This is a genomic window from Bradyrhizobium sp. BRP19 (genome assembly GCF_020194195.1).
Taxonomy (GTDB): Bacteria; Pseudomonadota; Alphaproteobacteria; order Rhizobiales; family Xanthobacteraceae; genus Bradyrhizobium; species Bradyrhizobium yuanmingense.
On sequence record NZ_JADYVZ010000010.1, the window covers coordinates 217225 to 235799 of the forward strand.

Below are 18575 nucleotides of genomic sequence, written 5' to 3' on the forward strand. Positions count from 1 at the left end.
CGCGGAGGTGACCATGGTGGAGTTCAGGCTTCCAAGAAACTCCCGCATCGAGCAGGGGGTGGTCTGGCCAAAGCCGGCCGGCAAGAGCTTGCGGGAATTTCAGGTCTATCGCTGGAATCCGGACGATGGCCGCAATCCCAGGCTCGACACCTATTTCGTCGATCAGACGGATTGCGGGCCGATGGTGCTGGACGGGCTGATCTGGATCAAGAACAACATCGACTCGACCCTGACCTTCAGGCGATCCTGCCGAGAGGGCGTTTGCGGCTCCTGCTCGATGAACATCGCCGGCCAGAACACGCTGGCATGCACGAGATCGATGAACGAGGATGTTGCGGAAGGCGAGCCGCTCCGCGTGCTTCCCCTGCCGCATCAGCCGGTGGTGAAGGACCTGGTGCCGGATCTGACCAACTTCTACGCGCAGCTCGCACTCATCGAGCCGTGGCTGCAGACCACGTCCCCCACGCCGCAGAAGGAATGGCGGCAAAGCCACGAGGATCGGGCGAAACTCGACGGATTGTACGAGTGTATTCTCTGCGCGTGCTGCTCGACCTCATGCCCGAGCTATTGGTGGAATTCCGAGCGTTTTCTCGGGCCGGCAGCCCTGATCCAGGCGGCGCGCTGGATCAATGACAGCCGGGACGAAGCCACCGGCGAACGCCTCGACATGCTCGAGGATCCCTTCAGGATTTATCGCTGCCACACCATTCTGAATTGCGCGAAAGCATGCCCAAAGGGCCTCAATCCCGGAGAAGCCATTTCGGCTCTGCGGCTCAAGATGGTCGAGCGGAAGTTCTGATCGCGAGCGAGACGCCACTGCGCAAAACAGGAACCATGGCTGCGGCGCTCGCTTATCAGACGCGAGTTGGAGGCGCCTGATGGGAAAGAAGCAATTTGCCGCTCTGCCGTTTCGGCTGGACAAGTCCGAGCTGCGGGTGATGCTGATCACGACCAGGCGCAAGCGCAGGTGGAGCGTCCCAAAGGGATCGCCGATGCGCAACAAGGAGCCGCACCTGACGGCTGCGCTCGAAGCCTATGAGGAGGCGGGCCTGGTCGGTGTCGTGGCCACGCGCGCACTGGGCAGCTTCAAGCATCGCAAGCGAAAAGGTGATCGCAAGCGGACCATGAACGTTGCCGTCTTCCCCATGAAGGTGCACGGGCGGGAGCGCTGGTGGCCCGAGAAGGGCGAGCGGGAGGCGATCTGGGTCTCGCCGAAGACGGCGGCGCGCCTGGTGCACAAGGCGCAGCTCCGGCGCCTGATCGCCCGGTTCGCGGCGCAGACGGCGCGCGAGACATCCTCGCCGCTCGGCCGCTGAGGGGTGGTCCGGGATTAGGAACGCGTCGCGCGCCCAATCATTCAAGGTTGATGGACCAACAAACCACGGGGCTCATATCGGAGGAGCGGCCGCCTCACGACATCCTGGCAGCGGCGATCGAGCGACGCCGCGCTGTCCTGTTTGTGGGCGCCGGGGTCTCGATGGCCGTCGGCCTACCGTCCTGGCAGTCCCTGATCGATCATCTCCTTGACGATCTCGGCCTCGATCGCAACCTCATCGATGGAATGCATGGCGGCTATCAGATGCTCGCGGAATATTATCGGATCAAGCGCGGCGGGATCGGCCCGCTGCGCAGCTGGCTCGACCGCAATTGGCGTGTCGACCCCGAGAAGATCGCCGCTTCAGAGCTGCACCGGATGATCGTCGAGCTGGATTTTCCGGTCATCTACACCACCAATTACGATCGCAACCTCGAAACCGCGTTCGACGTGCTGAACAAGCCCTTTGCGAAGATCAGCAACGCGAAGGAGATCGCGAGCGCTCGCGCCGGCGTCACCCACATCATCAAATTCCACGGCGACTTCGATGACGATGCTTCGCTGGTTCTGACCGAGACCGACTTTCTGAACCGGCTCGCCTTCAATTCCCCGCTCGATATCCGCTTTCGCGCGGATGCGCTGGGAAGCACGCTGCTCTTCGTCGGATACAGCATGTCCGATCCGAACATCCGGCTGCTGCTGCACCGGATCTGGCAGATCTGGGACGAGTCCGGGCACAGCCAGGACCGGCCGCGATCCTTCGTATTCGTCGCGCAGCGCAATCCGGTGCAGGAGGCGGTGCTCGCCAACTGGGGCATCACCACCATCGCCCCGCCCGAGGGTATGGCTGCCGATGACGGTCTCAGGCGGCTGCTGCGCGACATTCGCGAGCGGCTTGACGGCAGGACAGCGCCTAGCTCCGGTCCCGACACCGAGAGACATCGCTAGGGCCGCCGCACGCTGCAGATCTCGTTCGGGGCTAGAGTGAGGCTTGCGGCATATTGCATATCCAGAAAGCCGGCGCGCCAGCGCTGCGCCATGGCCGTCTCCGACAGATCAAAGGACTTTTCCGGCCCGGCCTCCTCGCGGCCCGGCCGGTAGCTCAGGAGATAGACCTCGTCCTTGTAGTGGAGGTCCTGAAGCTCGGCGCGGAGCTGACGGGCCTCCAGAGCGTAGCCGAGGCGCTGGAAGGTCTGGTTGCCGAAGGTCAGGTCGCTCTTGCGCTCGGAGGCGGCCTCGAGCCCATCGGGGACTTTGCCGTCGCGCGGAAACAGATCGATCACATAGAGGCGGAGCGGGCCTGCAGTCTCCAGGATCGGATCGAACGGCGCGTTCAGCGAGAACCCGCCGTCGACGAGCCAGCGGCCGGCGATCTGCACCGGAGCGAATTCGGGGAGAAAGCCGCAGCTGGCCAGGATATGGTCCATTTCGATCCGCTCCGACGCGGAGTCGAACAGCACGGCATCGCCGCTCTCGACGTCCGTGGCGCAGATCGTGATCCGCAGATCGCCGCCGTTCAGACGTCCGAAATCGATCAAGCGCTGCAGGCGTTGCCGGGTCGGGCCGAGATCGTAGAGGCCCCCGTAGTGAGAAGCCGGAATGGGGAGGCGGGGATGGAAGTAGCCCGAATGACCCAGCACGCGCGTACTGATCGAGCTCAGCCACGCAAACGCGTGGCGGCCCGCGTTCGGCACGTCGGCTGGACTGCTTAGTGCATGCCAATAGCTGCGCAGAGTCTGCAGCCGGTCGTCGCGCGCGCTCCCCGCGATCAGCGCGGCCGTGATGGCCCCGGCCGACGAACCCGTCACCCAGTCGATCGGCAGCCGAAGCGAACTGAGGGCTTCAAACACACCGCCATGATAGGCGCCGAGGCCGAGCCCGCCGGAGAACGTGATGGCGGTGAGAGGACGCTCGGCTGTGCCGCCAGGCTCAGCTGCACGGTCGGTCAAGACGGGCGCCAATTGCCGGTCGGGTGGTCGCGCCGATCACCGGTATCTCCCGCAATAGCGAAGATTGATCGCGAGAGCGGCGGCGAGCAATCGACATTCATCTCAAAGCTCCAATGTCGACAATTGAACGCTGCTCTTGATGCCGTGTTCCAAAGGCTCAAACGGCACGCATGGCCGCCCTTTGCGGCGAGCCGTTAACCTGTGTGAAGCCGGTCGCTGCAGATCGCGGCTAAGGTGACGGCTGCGACAGCTCCGACCGGAAGCGGGATGCCAGAACAATCTCCGAGCCTCAGAAACTTCACCATCAACTTCGGTCCTCAACATCCCGCCGCGCACGGGGTGTTGCGGCTGGTGCTCGAGCTGGACGGCGAAGTCGTCGAGCGCGTCGATCCGCATATCGGCCTTCTGCACCGCGGCACCGAAAAGCTGATCGAGGCCAAGACCTATCTCCAGGCCATTCCCTATTTCGACCGGCTCGACTACGTCGCTCCGCTGACCCAGGAACATGCCTTCTGCCTCGCCATCGAACGGCTGATCGGCATTGAGGTGCCGCGCCGCGGCCAGCTCATCAGGGTGCTCTATCACGAGATCAGCCGCATCCTCTCGCACCTTCTGAACGTCACCACCCAGGCCATGGACGTCGGCGCCTTGACCCCGCCGCTGTGGGGCTTCGAAGAGCGCGAGAAGCTCATGGTGTTCTACGAGCGCGCCTCCGGCAGCCGGATGCATGCCAATTATTTCCGGCCGGGCGGCGTGCACCAGGATCTGCCGCCCAAGCTGATCGACGACATCGAGGCCTGGTGTGATCCGTTTCTGAAAGTCGTGGATGATCTCGACCGCTTGCTAACGCTCAACCGGATCTTCAGGGCGCGCAACGTGGATATCGGCAGGGTGACGCTGGAGCAGGCCTGGGCGTGGGGATTTTCGGGCGTGATGGTGCGCGGCTCGGGCGCCGCCTGGGATTTGCGCAAGGCGCAGCCTTACGACTGCTATGCGGAGATGGATTTCGACGTCCCCATCGGCAAGAACGGCGACTGCTACGACCGTTATCTCATTCGCATGGAGGAGATGAGGCAGTCCGTCCGCATCATGAAGCAGTGCATCGAGAAGCTGAAGTCGCCGGACGGCGGCGGCCCGGTGATCGTGCAGGACAACAAGGTCGCGCCGCCCCGGCGCGGTGAGATGAAGCGGTCGATGGAGGCGCTGATCCATCACTTCAAGCTCTACACCGAGGGCTTCCATGTTCCCCCCGGCGAAATCTACGTCGCCGTCGAGGCGCCCAAGGGCGAATTCGGCGTGTTTCTCGTCGCGGATGGGACCAACACCGCCTACAAGTGCAAGATTAGGTCGCCCGGCTTCGCCCATCTGCAAGCGATGGATTTCCTCTGCAAAGGGCATTTGCTGGCGGACGTCTCGGCGATCCTGGGCTCGCTGGACATCGTGTTCGGCGAAGTCGATCGCTGATCGTGAACGGCCGGCACGCACCTACTCGGGCAGAGGCGTGTCGGCGATGTCCAGCAGCGCGCCGAGGCCTTGGCGGAGGCGCCGCGTCGCGATGCTGTCGTTGGCAAGGCCGAACACCACGAGCGAGCGCGCGGTCACCGCGTAAGCATGCCCGAACTCGAACTCGGCCATCGGCGCGTCGGGCCGATTGGTGTCGATCAGGCCGAGCCAGCTGCGTCCGTCGGTGACCTCCGGCAGGGTGAAATTCACGACGTCGTGGTGCGCGTTGTAGACCAGCAGCATGGTCGCATCCGAGCCGCGGCGCTTGATCCCGGTCTCCTGCGCGCGGCCGTCGAGCAGCATGCCGAAGCACTTCGCATTGCCGTCCTGCCATTGCTCCGTCGTCATCTCCTCGCCGGACGGCGAGAGCCAGGTGACGTCCTTGACGTCGAGCTCCTCGTTGTGCGAGCCGACCAGGAAGCGGCTGCGGTAGAGGATCGGAAACGCCTTGCGGGTGGCGATCAGCTTGCGCACGAACTCGCGCAGGCTGCGGCCGTTCGCGGTGATGCCCATCCAATTGAGCCAGGTGGTCTCGTTGTCTTGGGCGTAAGCATTGTTATTGCCGTTCTGGGTGTGCCCGAACTCGTCGCCCGCGAGCAGCATCGGCGTACCGTGGGACAGCAGCATCGTTGCCAGCAGATTCCGCTTCTGGCGCTCGCGCAAGGCGGTGATCTCGGCGTCGTTGGTCGGCCCTTCGACGCCGCAATTCCAGGAATGGTTGTTGTCGTGACCGTCGCGATTGTCCTCGCCATTCGCCTCGTTGTGCTTGTCGTTGTAGGAGACGAGATCGTTGAGGTTGAAGCCGTCATGCGCGGTGACGAAATTGACGCTGGCCCAGGGCCGGCGTCCGCGCTTGTTGAAGAGGTCGCCGGAGCCCGAAACGCGCTTGGCGACCTCGGCCAGCGTGCCCGGATCGCCCTTCCAGAAGGCGCGCACCGTGTCCCTGAACTTGTCGTTCCACTCGGCCCAGCCCGGCGGAAACTGACCGACCTGATAGCCACCGGGCCCGATATCCCAGGGTTCCGCGATCAGCTTGACGCTGGAGAGCACGGGATCTTGGCGGCAGGCGTCGAGAAAGCCGCCGCCTTCATCGAAGCCATAGGGCTCGCGCGCCAGGATGGTGGCGAGATCGAAACGGAAGCCGTCGACCCGCATCTCTGTCGCCCAGTAGCGCAAGGAATCAGCGACGAGTTGCAGCACACGCTGATGCGAGAGATTGACGGTGTTTCCGGTGCCGGTGTCGTTGATGTAGTAGCGCTTCTCGTCCGGCAGCAGGCGGTAATAGCTGGCATTGTCGATGCCTTTGAACGACAGGGTCGGGCCGAGCTCGTTGCCTTCGGCGGTGTGATTGTAGACGACGTCGAGAATGACCTCGATGCCATGGGCGTGAAACTGGTTGACCATGGCCTTGAATTCGTTGGCCGACGTCGCCTTCAGGTAACGCGGCTCCGGCGCGAAGAAGGCAATGGAGTTGTAGCCCCAGTAATTGCGCAGGCCTTTCTCGACCAGATAGCTGTCGTCGACGAAGGCATGGATCGGCAATAGCTCGGCGCTGGTGATGCCGAGCGAGCGCAAGTAGGCCGGGATTTCCGAATGTGCGAGGCCCGAGAACGTGCCGCGATCGGCTTCCGGCACCAGCGGATGCAGCTGGGTGAAGCCCTTGACGTGCATCTCGTAGACGATCGTGCGCTCCCACGGCACTTCCGGCTTGCGCGCCACGCCCCAGGTAAAGGCGGGATCGATGACGCGGCATTTCTGCATCAAGGGCGCGCTGTCGCGTTCATCATAGGACAGGTCCTTGTCGGCGTGATCCAGCCGGTAGCCGAACAGCTCCGGCCCCCAGCGGAGCTGGCCGACCAGCTGCCTGGCGTAGGGATCGAGCACGAGCTTGTTGGGATTGAAGCGGTGGCCGGCGTCGGGTTGGTAAGGACCATGGACGCGATAGCCGTAGACGGTCCCGGGACGGGCGGAGGGCAGATAGCCGTGCCAGACCTCGTCGGTATATTCGGGCAGCTCGATGCGCTCGAGCTCGCCTTCGCCGGTATCGTCGAACAGGCAGAGCTCGACCTTGGTGGCGTGGGCGGAGAACAGCGCGAAATTGACGCCGAGGCCATCCCAGGTGGCGCCGAGCGGGAAAGGTCTGCCTTCGGTGATCCGGGTGCGGCGCAGGCGTGAGGCCGTCCGCGTCAGGGCCTCGTCTGAATGTGCTGGCTGGTCCATCTCCGCCCCCGGGTTGCCCGTCAGGATGTCGGCGCAGTCGCGGCGGTGGGCTCCACGTCGGCCGGCTTGGACGGCGCGTTGGCTTTTTGCAGAGCCGCCTCCTTGCTGATGGCCGGAATGGAGTTGCCGATCCGCCCGACGATCGCGATCAGCTCAGCGTCCGAAAGTCCGAGCCGTTTCTTGACGAGGCGCACCTGGGCGCGGTCGGTCAGGTCGAGCTTGTTGCGGATCAGTTGCGGCTTCGGGCGGCGCATGGCCACGGCTCCTGTCTGGGATGGTAACCGTCGCGCTGCTGATTCCGTTCCCGTTGCGCTGCAAATGTCCGGCGTCGGCGCCGTGCAGGAACGAACGCACACCGCTCCGCTTTGTCGCCCTGACGTGCGCAATTGCATGCCGAAGTGGGCATGCGGCGAAAGGGGACGGGCTTGAATCAGAGGCTGGGAATGGCCGAGCAAAATCGGCGCCATGGTCCTCAGATCGTCGATCATGGGGTCTCGTTCAACCTGTGGGCGCCGACGGCGCGATCGGTCGAGCTGCTCGAAATCGGCCAGCCGCCACGCAAGATGCCGCGCGATGCGGACGGCTGGTATCAGCTATTGAGCCAAACTGCGCGCGCCGGCACGCGCTATCAGTTCAGGATCAACCAAGACCTCGTCGTGCCCGATCCCGCCTCGTGCTTCCAGCCGGACGACGTCGGCGCGCCGAGCGAGGTGGTCGACATGGCCGCGTTGAGGGACCCGGTGCTCTATCCGGGCCGTCCCTGGGCGGAAGCCGTGATCTACGAGCTGCATGTCGGCACGTTCAGCGAGGAGGGGACCTATGCCGGCGTCGAGAAGAAGCTGCCTTATCTTCGCGATCTCGGCATCACCGCCATCGAGCTGATGCCGCTCAACGACGTCCCCGGGCGGCACAATTGGGGCTATGACGGCGTGCTCCTGAACGCGCCGAATGCCCGCTATGGCCGGCCGGAGGATCTCAAGCGGCTGCTGCGCGCGGCGCATGCCCTTGACCTCATGGTCTATCTCGACGTCGTCTATAACCATTTCGGGCCGCAGCTGAACTATCTGCATCTCTATGCGGAGAACTTCTTCAACCCGCGCCACACCACCGGGTGGGGGCCCGCCGTCAACCTCGAAGGAGCCGACGGCGCGTTCGTGCGCGGGTTTCTGATCGAGAATGCCCTGATGTGGCTGCGCGATTATGGGTTCGACGGCCTGCGCTTCGATGCCGTTCATGCGCTGAAGGACGACTCGAAACGTCATTTCCTGGTCGAGCTCGCCGAGACCCTGCGCAGCCAGCTGGCGGGCCGGCGCATCCATCTGATGCTGGAGAACGAGGCCAATCAGGCGCACCTGCTCGCGCGTTCACAGGGACGAGCGACGTACTACGATGCGCAATGGGGCGACGATTTCCACAACGCGCTTCACGTCCTGCTCACGGGCGAGGACGAAGGTTATTACCGGGCGTTTGCGGACAAGCCGCTCGAGCATTTGGCGCGATCCCTCACCGAGGGCTTTGCCTATCAGGGCGAGGTGTTTCCCCTGCACGAGGCGCCGCGCGGCGAGCCGAGTGCTCATCTGCCGCCCGAAGCGACCATCTTCTTCGCCCAGAACCACGACCAGGTCGGCAACCGCGCCTTCGGGGAGCGGCTGTCGCGGTTGGTCGGTCCGGATAAGCTGGAGCTGGCCCTCGCACTGGTTCTGCTCAGCCCGCATATTCCAATGCTGTTCATGGGCGAGGAAGCGGCAGCCGAAACGCCCTTCCTGTTCTTCGCCGACTGGACGGGCGAAGCCGCCGAACTGACACGGGAAGGCCGCCGCAAGGAGTTTTCGCACTTCAAAGCGTTCGCGACGCCCGAAACGCGCGCCGGAATCCCGGACCCGTGCGACGAAAGAACCTTCCTCGCCTCCAAGCTGGACTGGTCCAGCATCGAGCAATCGCCTTCCGGCACCAGGTTCCGAGCACTGACGACGCAGTTGTTGACGATCCGGCGCGAGAAGATCGTGCCGCTGATCAAACGCGGGTTCGTTTCGGCGCAGCGACAATTGCTCGGCGCGGATCCCAGCATGGGCGGCGTGGATGTGCGCTGGCAGACCGAGCAGGGCGACGTTCTGCAGATCGTCGCCAATTTCGCCGACCTCGAACTGCCGATGCCCTCGCTGGTCGACGGCGAGAGCCTGTGGCGATTGCACTCTCATGACGCCGGAGCACTTGGGCCCGGCGACATGATCGTGAGGCTTGGCCGCAAGCGCTGACGACAGACGAGGTTCAGCGCTCTCAGGCTAGCTGCCGGCACGGCTCGCGACGGCCGGTGTGGGCGAGGTCGCGAACTTGCCGAGCCCAAGGTAGACGAGGCCCGCCACGCCGATTCCGAACAGCCAGCTCAGATCGGCACCGCCGAGCAGATAGATCGAGATCGGCCCCTGCAGCGCGCTGACGAGGCCGTCCTGCACCAGCCATCCGGCAACGAGGCCGGCGAAGAACGCGATCATGCCGGCCCAGTTGATGTCGCCATAGGCGCTGCTCTCCGGCGAGCGATAGAGCTCGGCCACCTCGATCTTGCCTTTGCGCTTGATGTAGAAGTCGGCGAGCACCACGCCGGCCCACGGGCTCATCCACAACAGCAGGCTGATCATCCAATGGTCGAACGCCTTCGCGAAGGACGGCGCGAAGATGAAGTAGAGGGTGACCAGATAGCCGGCGACGCCGACGATGACGGTGAGCCAGAAGCGCGAGAGTTTCAGCCCCGCGCTTAAGGCGGCCAGCGCCGCCGAATAGACGTTGAGGATGTTGGTAGCGATCGGGCCGTGCAGCACCATCAGGAGGACAAGGATGCTGACGGGACCGCCGAACACCGCGCTGACCATCTTGGCGGGATCCGTGTCCAGCGTCGTCGAGGCAATGGTCGCGCCGAGAATGCCGAGCCAGACCGTCGGCACGAACATGCCGACATAGCTGTACCAGAACACGGCTTTCGACGGCGTGGAGCGCGGCACGAAGCGCGAATAGTCGGAGGCCCAGGTGACCCAGGAAATGCCCCAGCCGACGCCGATTGCGGTCATCAGCATCGTCAGCATCGCCAGATGCGCGCCGGGCGGCAGCGAGGTGGTCAGGTTCCAGTTGACGACGCCGGGCCGCGTCCAGGCCAGCACGCTCATCAGCACCATGATGGCGATGGTCGGCGGCACCGTGTACTTCTCGAAGGTGCGGATCGCGTAGAAGCCGTAGACGCCGATCATCACCTGCACCGCCATCACCAGCGTGATGACGATCATCTCGACCAGCCAGGTGTCGGGCACGCCGAACTGGCCGAGGATGCCCATCGAGACCTTGACCGGGAAATAGGTGTTCACGCCGATCCAGCCCAGCGTCATCAGGAACATCAGGATGCTCGGCAGGTAGGCGCCGCGGACGCCGAAGGCGGACCGGCTCAGCACCATCTGGTTGACGCCGGTCTTGTGTCCCATCACCGTGAAGGTCGCGAAGATCGCGCAGCCCACGATGTTGCCGAGCACGATAACCGCGATTGTCTCCATCAGGCCGAGCTTGAGGATGATGCCGAGCGCGCCGAGCGCCCAGTTCACCGGCGCGACGTTGGCGCCGGCCCAGATCCACATCTGCTGCGGCCCGCTGGAGTCCCGGTCCGCGTCGGGAATTGGCTCGATGCTGTGAATATCAGCGCGAAGTTCGGAATCCGTCATGGCATCCCCCAATACGAAGCACGCTTCGCATCATCGCAGCATAAATCGTGCCATGGGTTGCGGAGCGGCCGGGCCGGGCGCGTTTCGATGCCGGACGCAGCGAGGCTCGCCTCGGATGCGACTGCGTTTTTAAGCGCCGGCCATGCCGACGCGCCGGCCTGCCGCAGCACACCGGACCCGCCGCCGGTTGACGGCGATCGATGCACGGCCGGGCAGCGGTACGATGATAAATTAAGCAGCCCAACTCAAAAGCGCAGCACTCGCCTCTAGTCGAATAGGGCAGCGGCGCTGTCGCGACTGGGATGGCCGGCCACGATGCGCTGCATCATCTCGATGAAGAGGGCCTGTTCCCGCTGGCTCAAATCACCGAGCGTTGCGCGATGCGCCCGCCGTGCCGCGCCCTCGATTTTAACCAGCAGCGCGGCGCCGGCCGGCGTCAGGCGGCACAATCGCGCGCGCCGATCGTCCTTGTTCACCGCGCGCTCGACAAGGTTGCGCGCCGCGAGACGCTTCAACGCACCGGTCGTCGTAGTGCGATCGAGCGCGATATCGGCCGCCAAAGTGGTCTGATCGGCGGTTTCTCGCACCGCCAGCGCCGAGAGCAGGCTGTATTGCAGCGGCGTGACCTCGAATTCGCCGCAGGCTTCCTGAAACAGCGCGACGTGAATCTGGTGCAGCCGGCGGATCAGATAGCCGGGCCGTTCCGACAAGGGCCAGGGGCGGTGCCGCGTCCCGCCGCGACGTGTCTTCGCTTGCCGCAATGCACACACTCCCAAGCCGAAACCCTGCCGCGCTTAGCTCGATTCGAGTGCGCCTGCCATATCGGGATCATGGCACGATGCTTGCTTTTGTCAAAATGCGAAGCATGCTTCGTAATTCGAGGGACGAAGCCGTCGCCCCTCGCAAGAAGAGGAGAGCGCCATGTCCGTCACTGCCAGCTTCGATCTTCTGCTCCGGGGTGGCCGCGTGATCTGTCCGGCCTCCGGCATCGATGGCCTCAAGGACGTCGCCATCCGCAATGGCAAGATCGCGGCGGTCGCATCCGACATTCTGCCGACCAGCGCGAAGGAGGTCGTCGATGTCAGCGGCAAGCTGGTGCTGCCCGGGCTGATCGACACCCACGCCCATGTCTATCAATATGTCTCCGGCCGTTTCGGCATGAACCCCGACATGGTGGGCGTGCAGTCCGGCGTGACGACGCTGGTCGATCAGGGCGGTCCGTCCTGCATGACGCTGCCAGGTTTCCGCCATTTCATCGCGGAAGCCTCGGCCTCGCGCGTCTATGCGTTTATCTCCGCCTATCTCGTCGGCGGCCTCGAGGGCCATTTCTATCCGCAGCTCTACAGCCCCGACGGCGTCGACATCGATGCGACCGTCAAGTCGGCAACCGCCAATCTCGATCTCGTGCGCGGCATCAAGGCTCACGCGGAGATCGGCGGCTTCGCGCGCTGGGGCATTCGCGTGATCGAGATGGCGGCCGAGATCGGCAAGCGCGCCGACCTGCCGGTCTATGTGCATTTCGGCCAGCTCTGGGGCCTGCCCGAGAGCGGCGCCAATGGCGAGGACGCCGACACCATCCTCACCCGCGTCATTCCGCTCTTGCGCGAGGGCGACATCCTCGCTCATCCCTTCACGCGCCATCCCGGCGGCTTCGTCAATCGCGAGGGCGAGGTGCATCCGGTGATCCAGGCCGCGCTCGACCGCGGCCTCAAGGTCGATGTCGGCCACGGCAGCCATTTCTCCTATCGGCTCGCGAAGAAGGCGATCGCCGCCGGAATCATTCCGACCACGCTCGGCGCCGACATCCACGGCTACAACACCCATGTGCCCGCGCCGGCCGGAACGCCCGACCAGCACGAGGACGATGAGAACCATCCCTTCGCGGGACAAGCCAAGTTCAGCCTGGTCCAGGCGATGAGCTCGATGATGGCGCTGGGCCTGTCGCTGGAGCAGGTGGTGCCGATGGTCACCTCCAATCCCGCGAAAATGCTCGGCCGCAGCGGTGAAATCGGCGCGCTCAAGATCGGCATGGACGCCGACGTCTCCGTGCTCACGGAGAGAAACGGCCGCTTCGTCCTCAAGGACAACGAGAAGAACGAGGTGATTGCCGAGCGCCTGCTGCAGCCGGCCTTCTGCCTGCGCGCCGGCACCCGCTTCGACGCGGTCGCGCCGATCCTGCCGCAGGCCGTCGCGGCATAAGGCCGGGCGGTGAAGGAGAACGCGAAGTTGCGCAACGAGCGAGAATTTCCGGACGGAAAGACGGGGCAGGGCGTTGGCGCGCGACTGCCGCGCAAGGAAGACGACCGCCTGATGCGCGGCCGCGGCCAATATGTCGGAGACGTCAGGCTCGCCGGCCTTCAGGACGTCGCCTTCGTGCGCAGCCCGCTGGCGCATGCGCGCATCCGCGGCATCCATGTGCCCGAACGCCATCGCGGCAGCGTGTTCACGGCGACCGATCTCGTCGGCATCAAGCCGATCCGTGCGGTGTCGGGCCTGCCGGGCTTCAAGATCTCGGAGCAGCCGGTGCTCGCCACCGGCAAGGTGCGCCAGGTCGGTGAGCTCGTCGCGATGTGCCTCGCGCCGACCCGCGCCGAGGCCGAGGACATCGCGGCCTCCGTGACGCTCGATCTGGAGGAGCTGCCGGCGATCCATGACATGCTGAAGGCGCGCGAGCCCGGCTCGGCGCTGGTGCACGAGCATTGGGGCGACAACGTCTTCCTGGAGACCAATTACGAGGTCGACATCTCCGCAGCGCTCGATGCGCCGATCAAGGTGACGCGCGAGATCTCGACGGCGCGGCAATGCATGTCGCCGCTGGAAGGCCGCGGCGTGGTCGCGACCTTCGACAAGAGGCTCGACCAGCTCACGCTGCATTCGGCGGCCCAGATGCCGCACATCACGCGCAGCGGCCTCGCCGAATGCCTCGACATGGAGGAGGGCCAGATCCGCGTCATCTCGCCCGACGTCGGCGGTGGTTTCGGTCACAAGGGAATTTTGTTGCCCGAAGAGGTCTGCCTGTCCTGGCTGACGATGCGTTGCGGCCATCCCGTGCGCTGGCTCGAAGACCGGCGCGAGCATCTCGTCGCCAGCTCCAATTGCCGCGAACATCATTACAAAATCACGGTCTATGCTGACCGTGACGGCACGCTGCGCGGCATCGACTGTGAAGCGACGGTCGATTCCGGCGCCTACTCGTCCTATCCGTTCTCGGCCTGCCTGGAGGCCGCGCAGGTCGCCAGCATTCTGCCCGGCCCCTACAAGATGCCGGCCTATCGCTGCCGCACCTTCTCGGTCGCCACCAACAAATGCCCGATCCTGCCCTATCGCGGCGTCGCGCGCACCGGCGTCTGCTTTGCGCTGGAATTGATGCTCGACCTCGTGGCGGCGGAAGCCGGCCTCGAGCCCGGCGAGGTGCGGCTGCGCAATCTGGTGCGCCCCGAACAGATGCCGTTCGACAACATCACCAAGAAGCATTTCGACAGCGGCGATTATCCGGAAGCGATGCGCCGCGCACTCGCGGCCATCGACATCGACGCCATCCGCGCCAGGCAAAAGCAGGGCGAGGCCGACGGCCGCCGCATCGGCGTCGGCATCTCCATCTATTGCGAGCAGGCCGCGCACGGCACCTCGGTCTATTCCGGCTGGGGCATCCCGATGGTGCCGGGCCATGAGCAGGCCTCGGCGCGCCTGACGCCGGACGGCGGCCTAGAACTGCGCGTCGGCGTGCACTCGCACGGGCAGGGCATGGAGACGACACTCGCCCAGGTCGCGCACGAAATCCTCGGCGTGGATGTCGCAAACATCCGCATCGTCCTCGGCGACACCGCGATGACGCCGTATTCGACCGGCACCTGGGGCTCGCGCTCGATGGTGATGGCGGGTGGTGCGGTCGCGACCGCCTGCCGCGAGCTCGGCGAACGTGCGCGCCGCATCGGCGCGAAACTTTTGCAGCACGATCCGGCCTCCGTGGTATTGCAGAACGGCGAGGTGCGCGGCGTCAACGGCAGCGTCAGCCTGAAGGCGATCGCCCACACCTGGTACCGCCGCCCGCAGGATTTGCCGGCAGACGTCGATCCGGGCGGGCTCGAAGTGACGCAGGGCTACAAGCCCGTGCGCGACAGCGGCACCTTCAGCTATGCCGCGCATGCAGCCGTCGTCGCGGTCGACCCTGATGTCGGCGAAGTCGAGATCCTCGACTACGTGATCGTCGAAGACGGCGGCGTGCTGGTCAATCCACTCGTGGTCGACGGCCAGATCTATGGCGGCCTCGCGCAAGGCATCGGCACCGCGCTCTACGAGGAAATGCCGTTCGATGCCTCCGGCCAGCCGCTGGCGACGACGCTCGCGGATTACCTGTTGCCCGGTCCGACCGAGGTCCCGGCCGCGCGCCTCGATCATATGGAGACGCTGTCGCCCTATACTCAGTTCGGGGTGAAAGGCATCGGCGAGGGCGGCGCCATCGCACCGCCCGCCGCGATCGCCAATGCCGTCAACGACGCGCTGCGCCCGCTCGGCGTCGAGCTGATGCAGTCGCCGATCACGCCGCATCGCGTCGTCGCGGCGGTGCTGGCTGCGCGTGCGGCTCAGAGGAGTGCGGCATGAAACCGGCGCCCTTTGCTTACGAGCGCCCGCGCGACCTCAATGCGGCTCTCTCGATGCTGGCCGCAAGCGACGGATCGGCAAAGATCATCGCCGGCGGCCAATCGCTCGGCCCGATGCTCAATCTGCGGCTGGTGCAGCCGGAGCTGGTTATTGACATCTCCGGCCTTGCCGAGCTCAAGCGCGCAGAGGTCTCCGGCGACGAGCTCGCGCTGGGCGCCCTCGTAACCCATGCCGACATCGAGGACGGCCGCACGGCCGACGTGACCCGCGGCGCCATGCGGGCTGTCGCTGCCAACATCGCCTATCGCGCGGTGCGCAATCGCGGCACGATCGGCGGCTCGCTCAGCCATGCCGATCCCGCCGCGGACTGGATTTCGGCGCTGGCGGCCCTGGGCGCGCGCGTGACATTGCGCAGCCTTGCCGGTGCGCGATCGATGGCGGTCGAAGCGTTTGTGGTCGGTGCGCTGGAATCTGCGCTGCATGCCGGCGAGATCGTCGAGGCGGTCCATGTGCCGGCGCGATCAGCGACGGCGCATTGGGGTTATGCCAAGAGCTGCCGCAAGACCGGCGAATTTGCCCACGCGATCGGTGCGGTGCTGGTCGATCCCGCCGCCGCCGCGGCGCGTGTCGTCATCGGTGCAATCGACACGGCGCCGATCGTCGTCACGAATGCCGAGCTGTTCGGCGGGCGGATCGCCGCCGACTACAAGCAGCGTTTCGATGTTCGTGTCGCCGATGCCCTGCTCGCAAGCGCCGGCATCGACGATGCCGCGCAGCGCCACATCCATGTCAGCGTGCTGAAGCGCGCCGTTCTGGAGGCCGCGGCATGACCACGATCGCGCTTCAGGTCAATCGCCGCGCGGTGGAGCTGCACGCGGAACCGCGCACCAGTCTTGCCGATTTCGTCCGCGACAGGCTCGATCTCACCGGCACGCATCTCGGCTGCGAGCACGGGGTCTGCGGCGCCTGCACTGTGCTGCTCGACGGCGTGCCGGCGCGCTCCTGCATCACCTATGCGGCGGCCTGCGAGGGCGCCGATGTCACCACGATCGAAGGCCTCGACGAGGACGAGATCACGACCGAGCTGCGCGCTGCCTTCACCCGCGAGCACGCGCTTCAGTGCGGCTATTGCACGCCCGGCATGCTGGTCTCGGCGCGCGACCTGGTGCTGCGTCTGCCCGACGCCGACGAGCGCCAGATCCGCATTGGCCTCAGCGGCAATCTCTGCCGCTGCACAGGCTATGTCGGCATTGTGCGCGCGGTGCAGTCCGTGATCGAGGCAAGGCGCGCGCGCAACGTCGCGCCGGTGGCGGATGGAGGCCGGACCGTCCTTGGTCCTGCCGGCTCGGGGCGAGCGGCAACCGCCCGGAACGAGCTGCGGCCCGCGCGGCACGCGCCAGCTCCGGCACCGGAAAGTGCCACCCCAAGCAGCATCCCCGACTTCACGCCGGCAACAATGCTCGATCAGCGCTTCACGTTGCCGTATCCGCCGGCAAAGGTGTTCGCGATGTTCGAGGAAATCGCAGGCATCGCCGCCTGCCTCCCTGGCGTATCGCTGTCGTCGACGCCAAAGCCGGAGCGCGTCGAAGGATCGATCCGCGTCAGGCTCGGTCCGATCGCAGCAAGCTTCGAGGGGGCCGCGCGTGTCGAGCGGGATCCCGCGACACTCTCGGGGCGCATCGTCGGCATCGGTACCGACCAGCGCAGCCATTCCGCGACGCAGGGCGAGATCCGTTACCGCCTGCTGCCACTGGAAGGCGGCGCGGCGACCGCGGTCGAACTGTCGATCGGCTACACGCTCACGGGAATGCTGGCTCAGGTCGGTCGTCCCGGCCTCGTGCGAGACCTTGCAAAACGTCTCGTTGCGGAGTTCGCCGCCAATCTCGACCGCCACATGTCCGGCGCCTCGTCGGGGCAGGCAGGTCCGGCGGAGCTCAGCTTCTGGTCGATTGCATCGGACGTCTTGCGAGCCCGGCTCGCGCAAATATTTCGCCGCACCTTCGGAAGAGGTGGCGCGGAATGATCGGCGAACCGGCGCCGCGGAGTGACGAAGCCTGGACTGGCCTGACATCAACAGCGTGAGATTTGGAGAGACAAACATGACACGAACACTCGGACTGGTTCCGGCAATCGCGTTGGCGACGGCCTTGTTCGGCGGCGCCGCGGGGGCGCAGACCATCAAGATCGGCGTCAACGAGCCGCTCACCGGCGCGTTCGCGGCCTCAGGCACTTACGTCGTTAACGGTGCCAAGATCGCCGCCGACGAGATCAACGCCAAGGGCGGCATCCTCGGCAAGAAGATCGAGCTCGTCATCGAGGACAACAAGAGCAACCCGACGGAGGCCGCCGCCGTCGCCGAGAAGCTCATCACCAGCGACAAGGTGCCGGTCCTGATGGGCGCCTGGGGGTCGAGCCTGACGCTCGCGGTGATGCCGAAGCTGATGGAGTACGAGACGCCGATGGTGGTGGAGACCTCGTCCTCCGGCAAGATCACGACGACGGGCAATCCCTTCATCTTCCGCATCTCGCCGCCCTCCGCGATTGAGGCGGCCGCGTTCAAGAACATCGTCGACAAGCTCGCGCTCAAGAAGGTCGACTTCCTCGTCATCAACAATGACTGGGGCCGCGGCACCGCCGAGGATTTCAGCAAGATGATGAAGGAGAAGGGCATCGGCATCGGCCTCGTCGAGACCATGGACCAGGGCGCGCAGGACATGAGCGCGCAGCTGTCCAAGATCAAGAGCTCGGATTCCGAGACCGTCATCGTCACCACCGCCGTTGACCAGCTCACGCTGATCTTCAAGCAGGCCGCCGCGCTTGGCCTGAAGAAGCGCATCATCACCACCGGCGGCTCGCAGAACCCGGACCAGATCATCGCCCAGGCGGGAGCGGCCGCCAACGGCACCATGCATCTGACGACCTTCCTGCCCTGGTTCCCGGACAAGACGCCGAACCCGGAAGCCACCAACTATTTCATCGCGGAATGGAAGAAGCGCGGCTTCGACTTCGCCGGCTGCACCGAGAGTTTCCGCGGCTATGACGGCATCCGCACCGTCGCCGCCGCGATCGAGAAGGCCGGCAAGGCTGAGCCTGCCGCGATCAAGGCGGCGCTCTGGAACATCAACATCAAGGGGCTGAACGGCGACATCGTGTTCCGCAAGTCCGGGCCCGAGGGCAAGGAAAGCGGTCAGAGCCAGCCGAACGTCTACCTCATCGAGATCGCCGACGGCAAGATCGAGATGAAGACGCTCTGACGCGCTTGTTCGCAGGCGAGGGCGGTACGTC

Annotated in this window: 15 protein-coding genes; 10 read left to right on the plus strand and 5 right to left on the minus strand. The window is 65.2% G+C overall.

From position 1 onward, the window contains the following. Nucleotides 1–13: 13 nt before the first annotated feature. From I6F36_RS26865 to I6F36_RS26875, 3 genes are all read left to right on the plus strand, one after another. Entirely contained in the window at nt 14–799 is a 786-nt protein-coding gene (locus I6F36_RS26865) for a succinate dehydrogenase iron-sulfur subunit (protein ID WP_036005027.1), read from the plus strand. A 79-nt stretch (nt 800–878) separates the two neighbouring features. Beyond that, nucleotides 879–1316, plus strand: a complete 438-nt coding sequence (locus tag I6F36_RS26870) for an NUDIX hydrolase (protein ID WP_109144235.1) — start codon at nt 879–881, stop codon at nt 1314–1316. A gap of 50 nt (nt 1317–1366) precedes the next feature. Continuing rightward, nucleotides 1367–2263, plus strand: a complete 897-nt coding sequence (locus I6F36_RS26875) for an SIR2 family protein (protein ID WP_225145654.1) — start codon at nt 1367–1369, stop codon at nt 2261–2263. On the opposite strand, the gene I6F36_RS26880 is transcribed toward I6F36_RS26875, so the two are convergent. After that, nucleotides 2260–3264 (minus strand): patatin-like phospholipase family protein, encoded by a 1005-nt coding sequence (locus I6F36_RS26880; RefSeq protein ID WP_225172509.1) that lies wholly within the window; start codon nt 3262–3264, stop codon nt 2260–2262. The genes I6F36_RS26875 and I6F36_RS26880 overlap by 4 nt on opposite strands. Before the next feature lie 267 nt (nt 3265–3531). Between I6F36_RS26880 and I6F36_RS26885 the strand changes: the two genes are divergently transcribed. Continuing rightward, nucleotides 3532–4728, plus strand: coding sequence for an NADH-quinone oxidoreductase subunit D (locus I6F36_RS26885; protein ID WP_225172510.1), 1197 nt, complete (start codon nt 3532–3534; stop codon nt 4726–4728). Nucleotides 4729–4749: 21 nt separating this feature from the next. Here I6F36_RS26885 and glgX read toward each other — a convergent pair whose 3' ends face one another. Next, nucleotides 4750–6987 (minus strand): glycogen debranching protein GlgX, encoded by a 2238-nt coding sequence (gene glgX, locus I6F36_RS26890; RefSeq protein ID WP_225172511.1) that lies wholly within the window; start codon nt 6985–6987, stop codon nt 4750–4752. Nucleotides 6988–7007: 20 nt separating this feature from the next. Continuing rightward, nucleotides 7008–7241 carry a DUF3606 domain-containing protein gene (locus tag I6F36_RS26895; protein WP_036005232.1) on the minus strand — a complete coding sequence of 78 codons (234 nt, stop codon included), beginning with the start codon at nt 7239–7241 and terminating at the stop codon, nt 7008–7010. A gap of 189 nt (nt 7242–7430) precedes the next feature. On the opposite strand from I6F36_RS26895, the gene treZ reads away from it, so the two are divergent. After that, on the plus strand, nt 7431–9242 hold the full coding sequence (gene treZ / locus I6F36_RS26900) for a malto-oligosyltrehalose trehalohydrolase (protein ID WP_225172512.1): 1812 nt from the start codon (nt 7431–7433) through the stop codon (nt 9240–9242). Between the two features lie 27 nt (nt 9243–9269). On the opposite strand, the gene I6F36_RS26905 is transcribed toward treZ, so the two are convergent. Together I6F36_RS26905 and I6F36_RS26910 are read right to left on the minus strand one after the other, a co-directional pair. Continuing rightward, nucleotides 9270–10688 carry a cytosine permease gene (locus I6F36_RS26905; RefSeq protein WP_036005227.1) on the minus strand — a complete coding sequence of 473 codons (1419 nt, stop codon included), beginning with the start codon at nt 10686–10688 and terminating at the stop codon, nt 9270–9272. Between the two features lie 266 nt (nt 10689–10954). Then, nucleotides 10955–11449, minus strand: coding sequence for a MarR family winged helix-turn-helix transcriptional regulator (locus I6F36_RS26910; RefSeq protein WP_225114753.1), 495 nt, complete (start codon nt 11447–11449; stop codon nt 10955–10957). A 160-nt stretch (nt 11450–11609) separates the two neighbouring features. Here I6F36_RS26910 and I6F36_RS26915 point away from each other — a divergent pair, with 160 nt between their 5' ends. The 5 genes from I6F36_RS26915 to I6F36_RS26935 all read left to right on the plus strand — a co-directional run bounded on the left by I6F36_RS26915 (nt 11610) and on the right by I6F36_RS26935 (nt 18544). Continuing rightward, a complete protein-coding gene (locus I6F36_RS26915; protein ID WP_225172513.1) occupies nt 11610–12887 on the plus strand; it encodes an amidohydrolase/deacetylase family metallohydrolase in 1278 nt (425 codons plus the stop codon). A gap of 9 nt (nt 12888–12896) precedes the next feature. Continuing rightward, nucleotides 12897–15290, plus strand: coding sequence for a xanthine dehydrogenase family protein molybdopterin-binding subunit (locus I6F36_RS26920; protein WP_225172514.1), 2394 nt, complete (start codon nt 12897–12899; stop codon nt 15288–15290). Beyond that, nucleotides 15287–16120: a xanthine dehydrogenase family protein subunit M gene (locus I6F36_RS26925; protein WP_225172515.1), complete on the plus strand. Its 834-nt coding sequence runs from the start codon at nt 15287–15289 to the stop codon at nt 16118–16120. The genes I6F36_RS26920 and I6F36_RS26925 overlap by 4 nt, the downstream gene beginning before the upstream one ends. Continuing rightward, nucleotides 16117–17313 (plus strand): 2Fe-2S iron-sulfur cluster-binding protein, encoded by a 1197-nt coding sequence (locus I6F36_RS26930; RefSeq protein WP_225172516.1) that lies wholly within the window; start codon nt 16117–16119, stop codon nt 17311–17313. Before I6F36_RS26925 ends, I6F36_RS26930 begins: the two co-directional genes overlap by 4 nt. Before the next feature lie 76 nt (nt 17314–17389). Beyond that, the gene (locus I6F36_RS26935; protein ID WP_036004998.1) at nt 17390–18544 is read left to right on the plus strand and encodes an ABC transporter substrate-binding protein; all 1155 of its coding nucleotides are present in this window, start codon (nt 17390–17392) and stop codon (nt 18542–18544) included. The last annotated feature ends 31 nt before the right edge of the window (nt 18545–18575 follow it).

What these genes read in the sequence shown, in the direction of transcription:
- I6F36_RS26915 (WP_225172513.1), top strand. Translation starts at nt 11,610, where the DNA reads ATGTCCGTCACTGCCAGCTTCGATCTTCTGCTCCGGGGTGGCCGCGTG.
- I6F36_RS26895 (WP_036005232.1), bottom strand. Translation starts at nt 7,241, where the DNA reads ATGCGCCGCCCGAAGCCGCAACTGATCCGCAACAAGCTCGACCTGACC.
- I6F36_RS26870 (WP_109144235.1), top strand. Translation starts at nt 879, where the DNA reads ATGGGAAAGAAGCAATTTGCCGCTCTGCCGTTTCGGCTGGACAAGTCC.
- glgX (WP_225172511.1), bottom strand. Translation starts at nt 6,987, where the DNA reads ATGGACCAGCCAGCACATTCAGACGAGGCCCTGACGCGGACGGCCTCA.
- I6F36_RS26885 (WP_225172510.1), top strand. Translation starts at nt 3,532, where the DNA reads ATGCCAGAACAATCTCCGAGCCTCAGAAACTTCACCATCAACTTCGGT.
- I6F36_RS26935 (WP_036004998.1), top strand. Translation starts at nt 17,390, where the DNA reads ATGACACGAACACTCGGACTGGTTCCGGCAATCGCGTTGGCGACGGCC.
- I6F36_RS26925 (WP_225172515.1), top strand. Translation starts at nt 15,287, where the DNA reads ATGAAACCGGCGCCCTTTGCTTACGAGCGCCCGCGCGACCTCAATGCG.
- I6F36_RS26930 (WP_225172516.1), top strand. Translation starts at nt 16,117, where the DNA reads ATGACCACGATCGCGCTTCAGGTCAATCGCCGCGCGGTGGAGCTGCAC.
- treZ (WP_225172512.1), top strand. Translation starts at nt 7,431, where the DNA reads ATGGCCGAGCAAAATCGGCGCCATGGTCCTCAGATCGTCGATCATGGG.
- I6F36_RS26905 (WP_036005227.1), bottom strand. Translation starts at nt 10,688, where the DNA reads ATGACGGATTCCGAACTTCGCGCTGATATTCACAGCATCGAGCCAATT.
- I6F36_RS26865 (WP_036005027.1), top strand. Translation starts at nt 14, where the DNA reads ATGGTGGAGTTCAGGCTTCCAAGAAACTCCCGCATCGAGCAGGGGGTG.
- I6F36_RS26875 (WP_225145654.1), top strand. Translation starts at nt 1,367, where the DNA reads ATGGACCAACAAACCACGGGGCTCATATCGGAGGAGCGGCCGCCTCAC.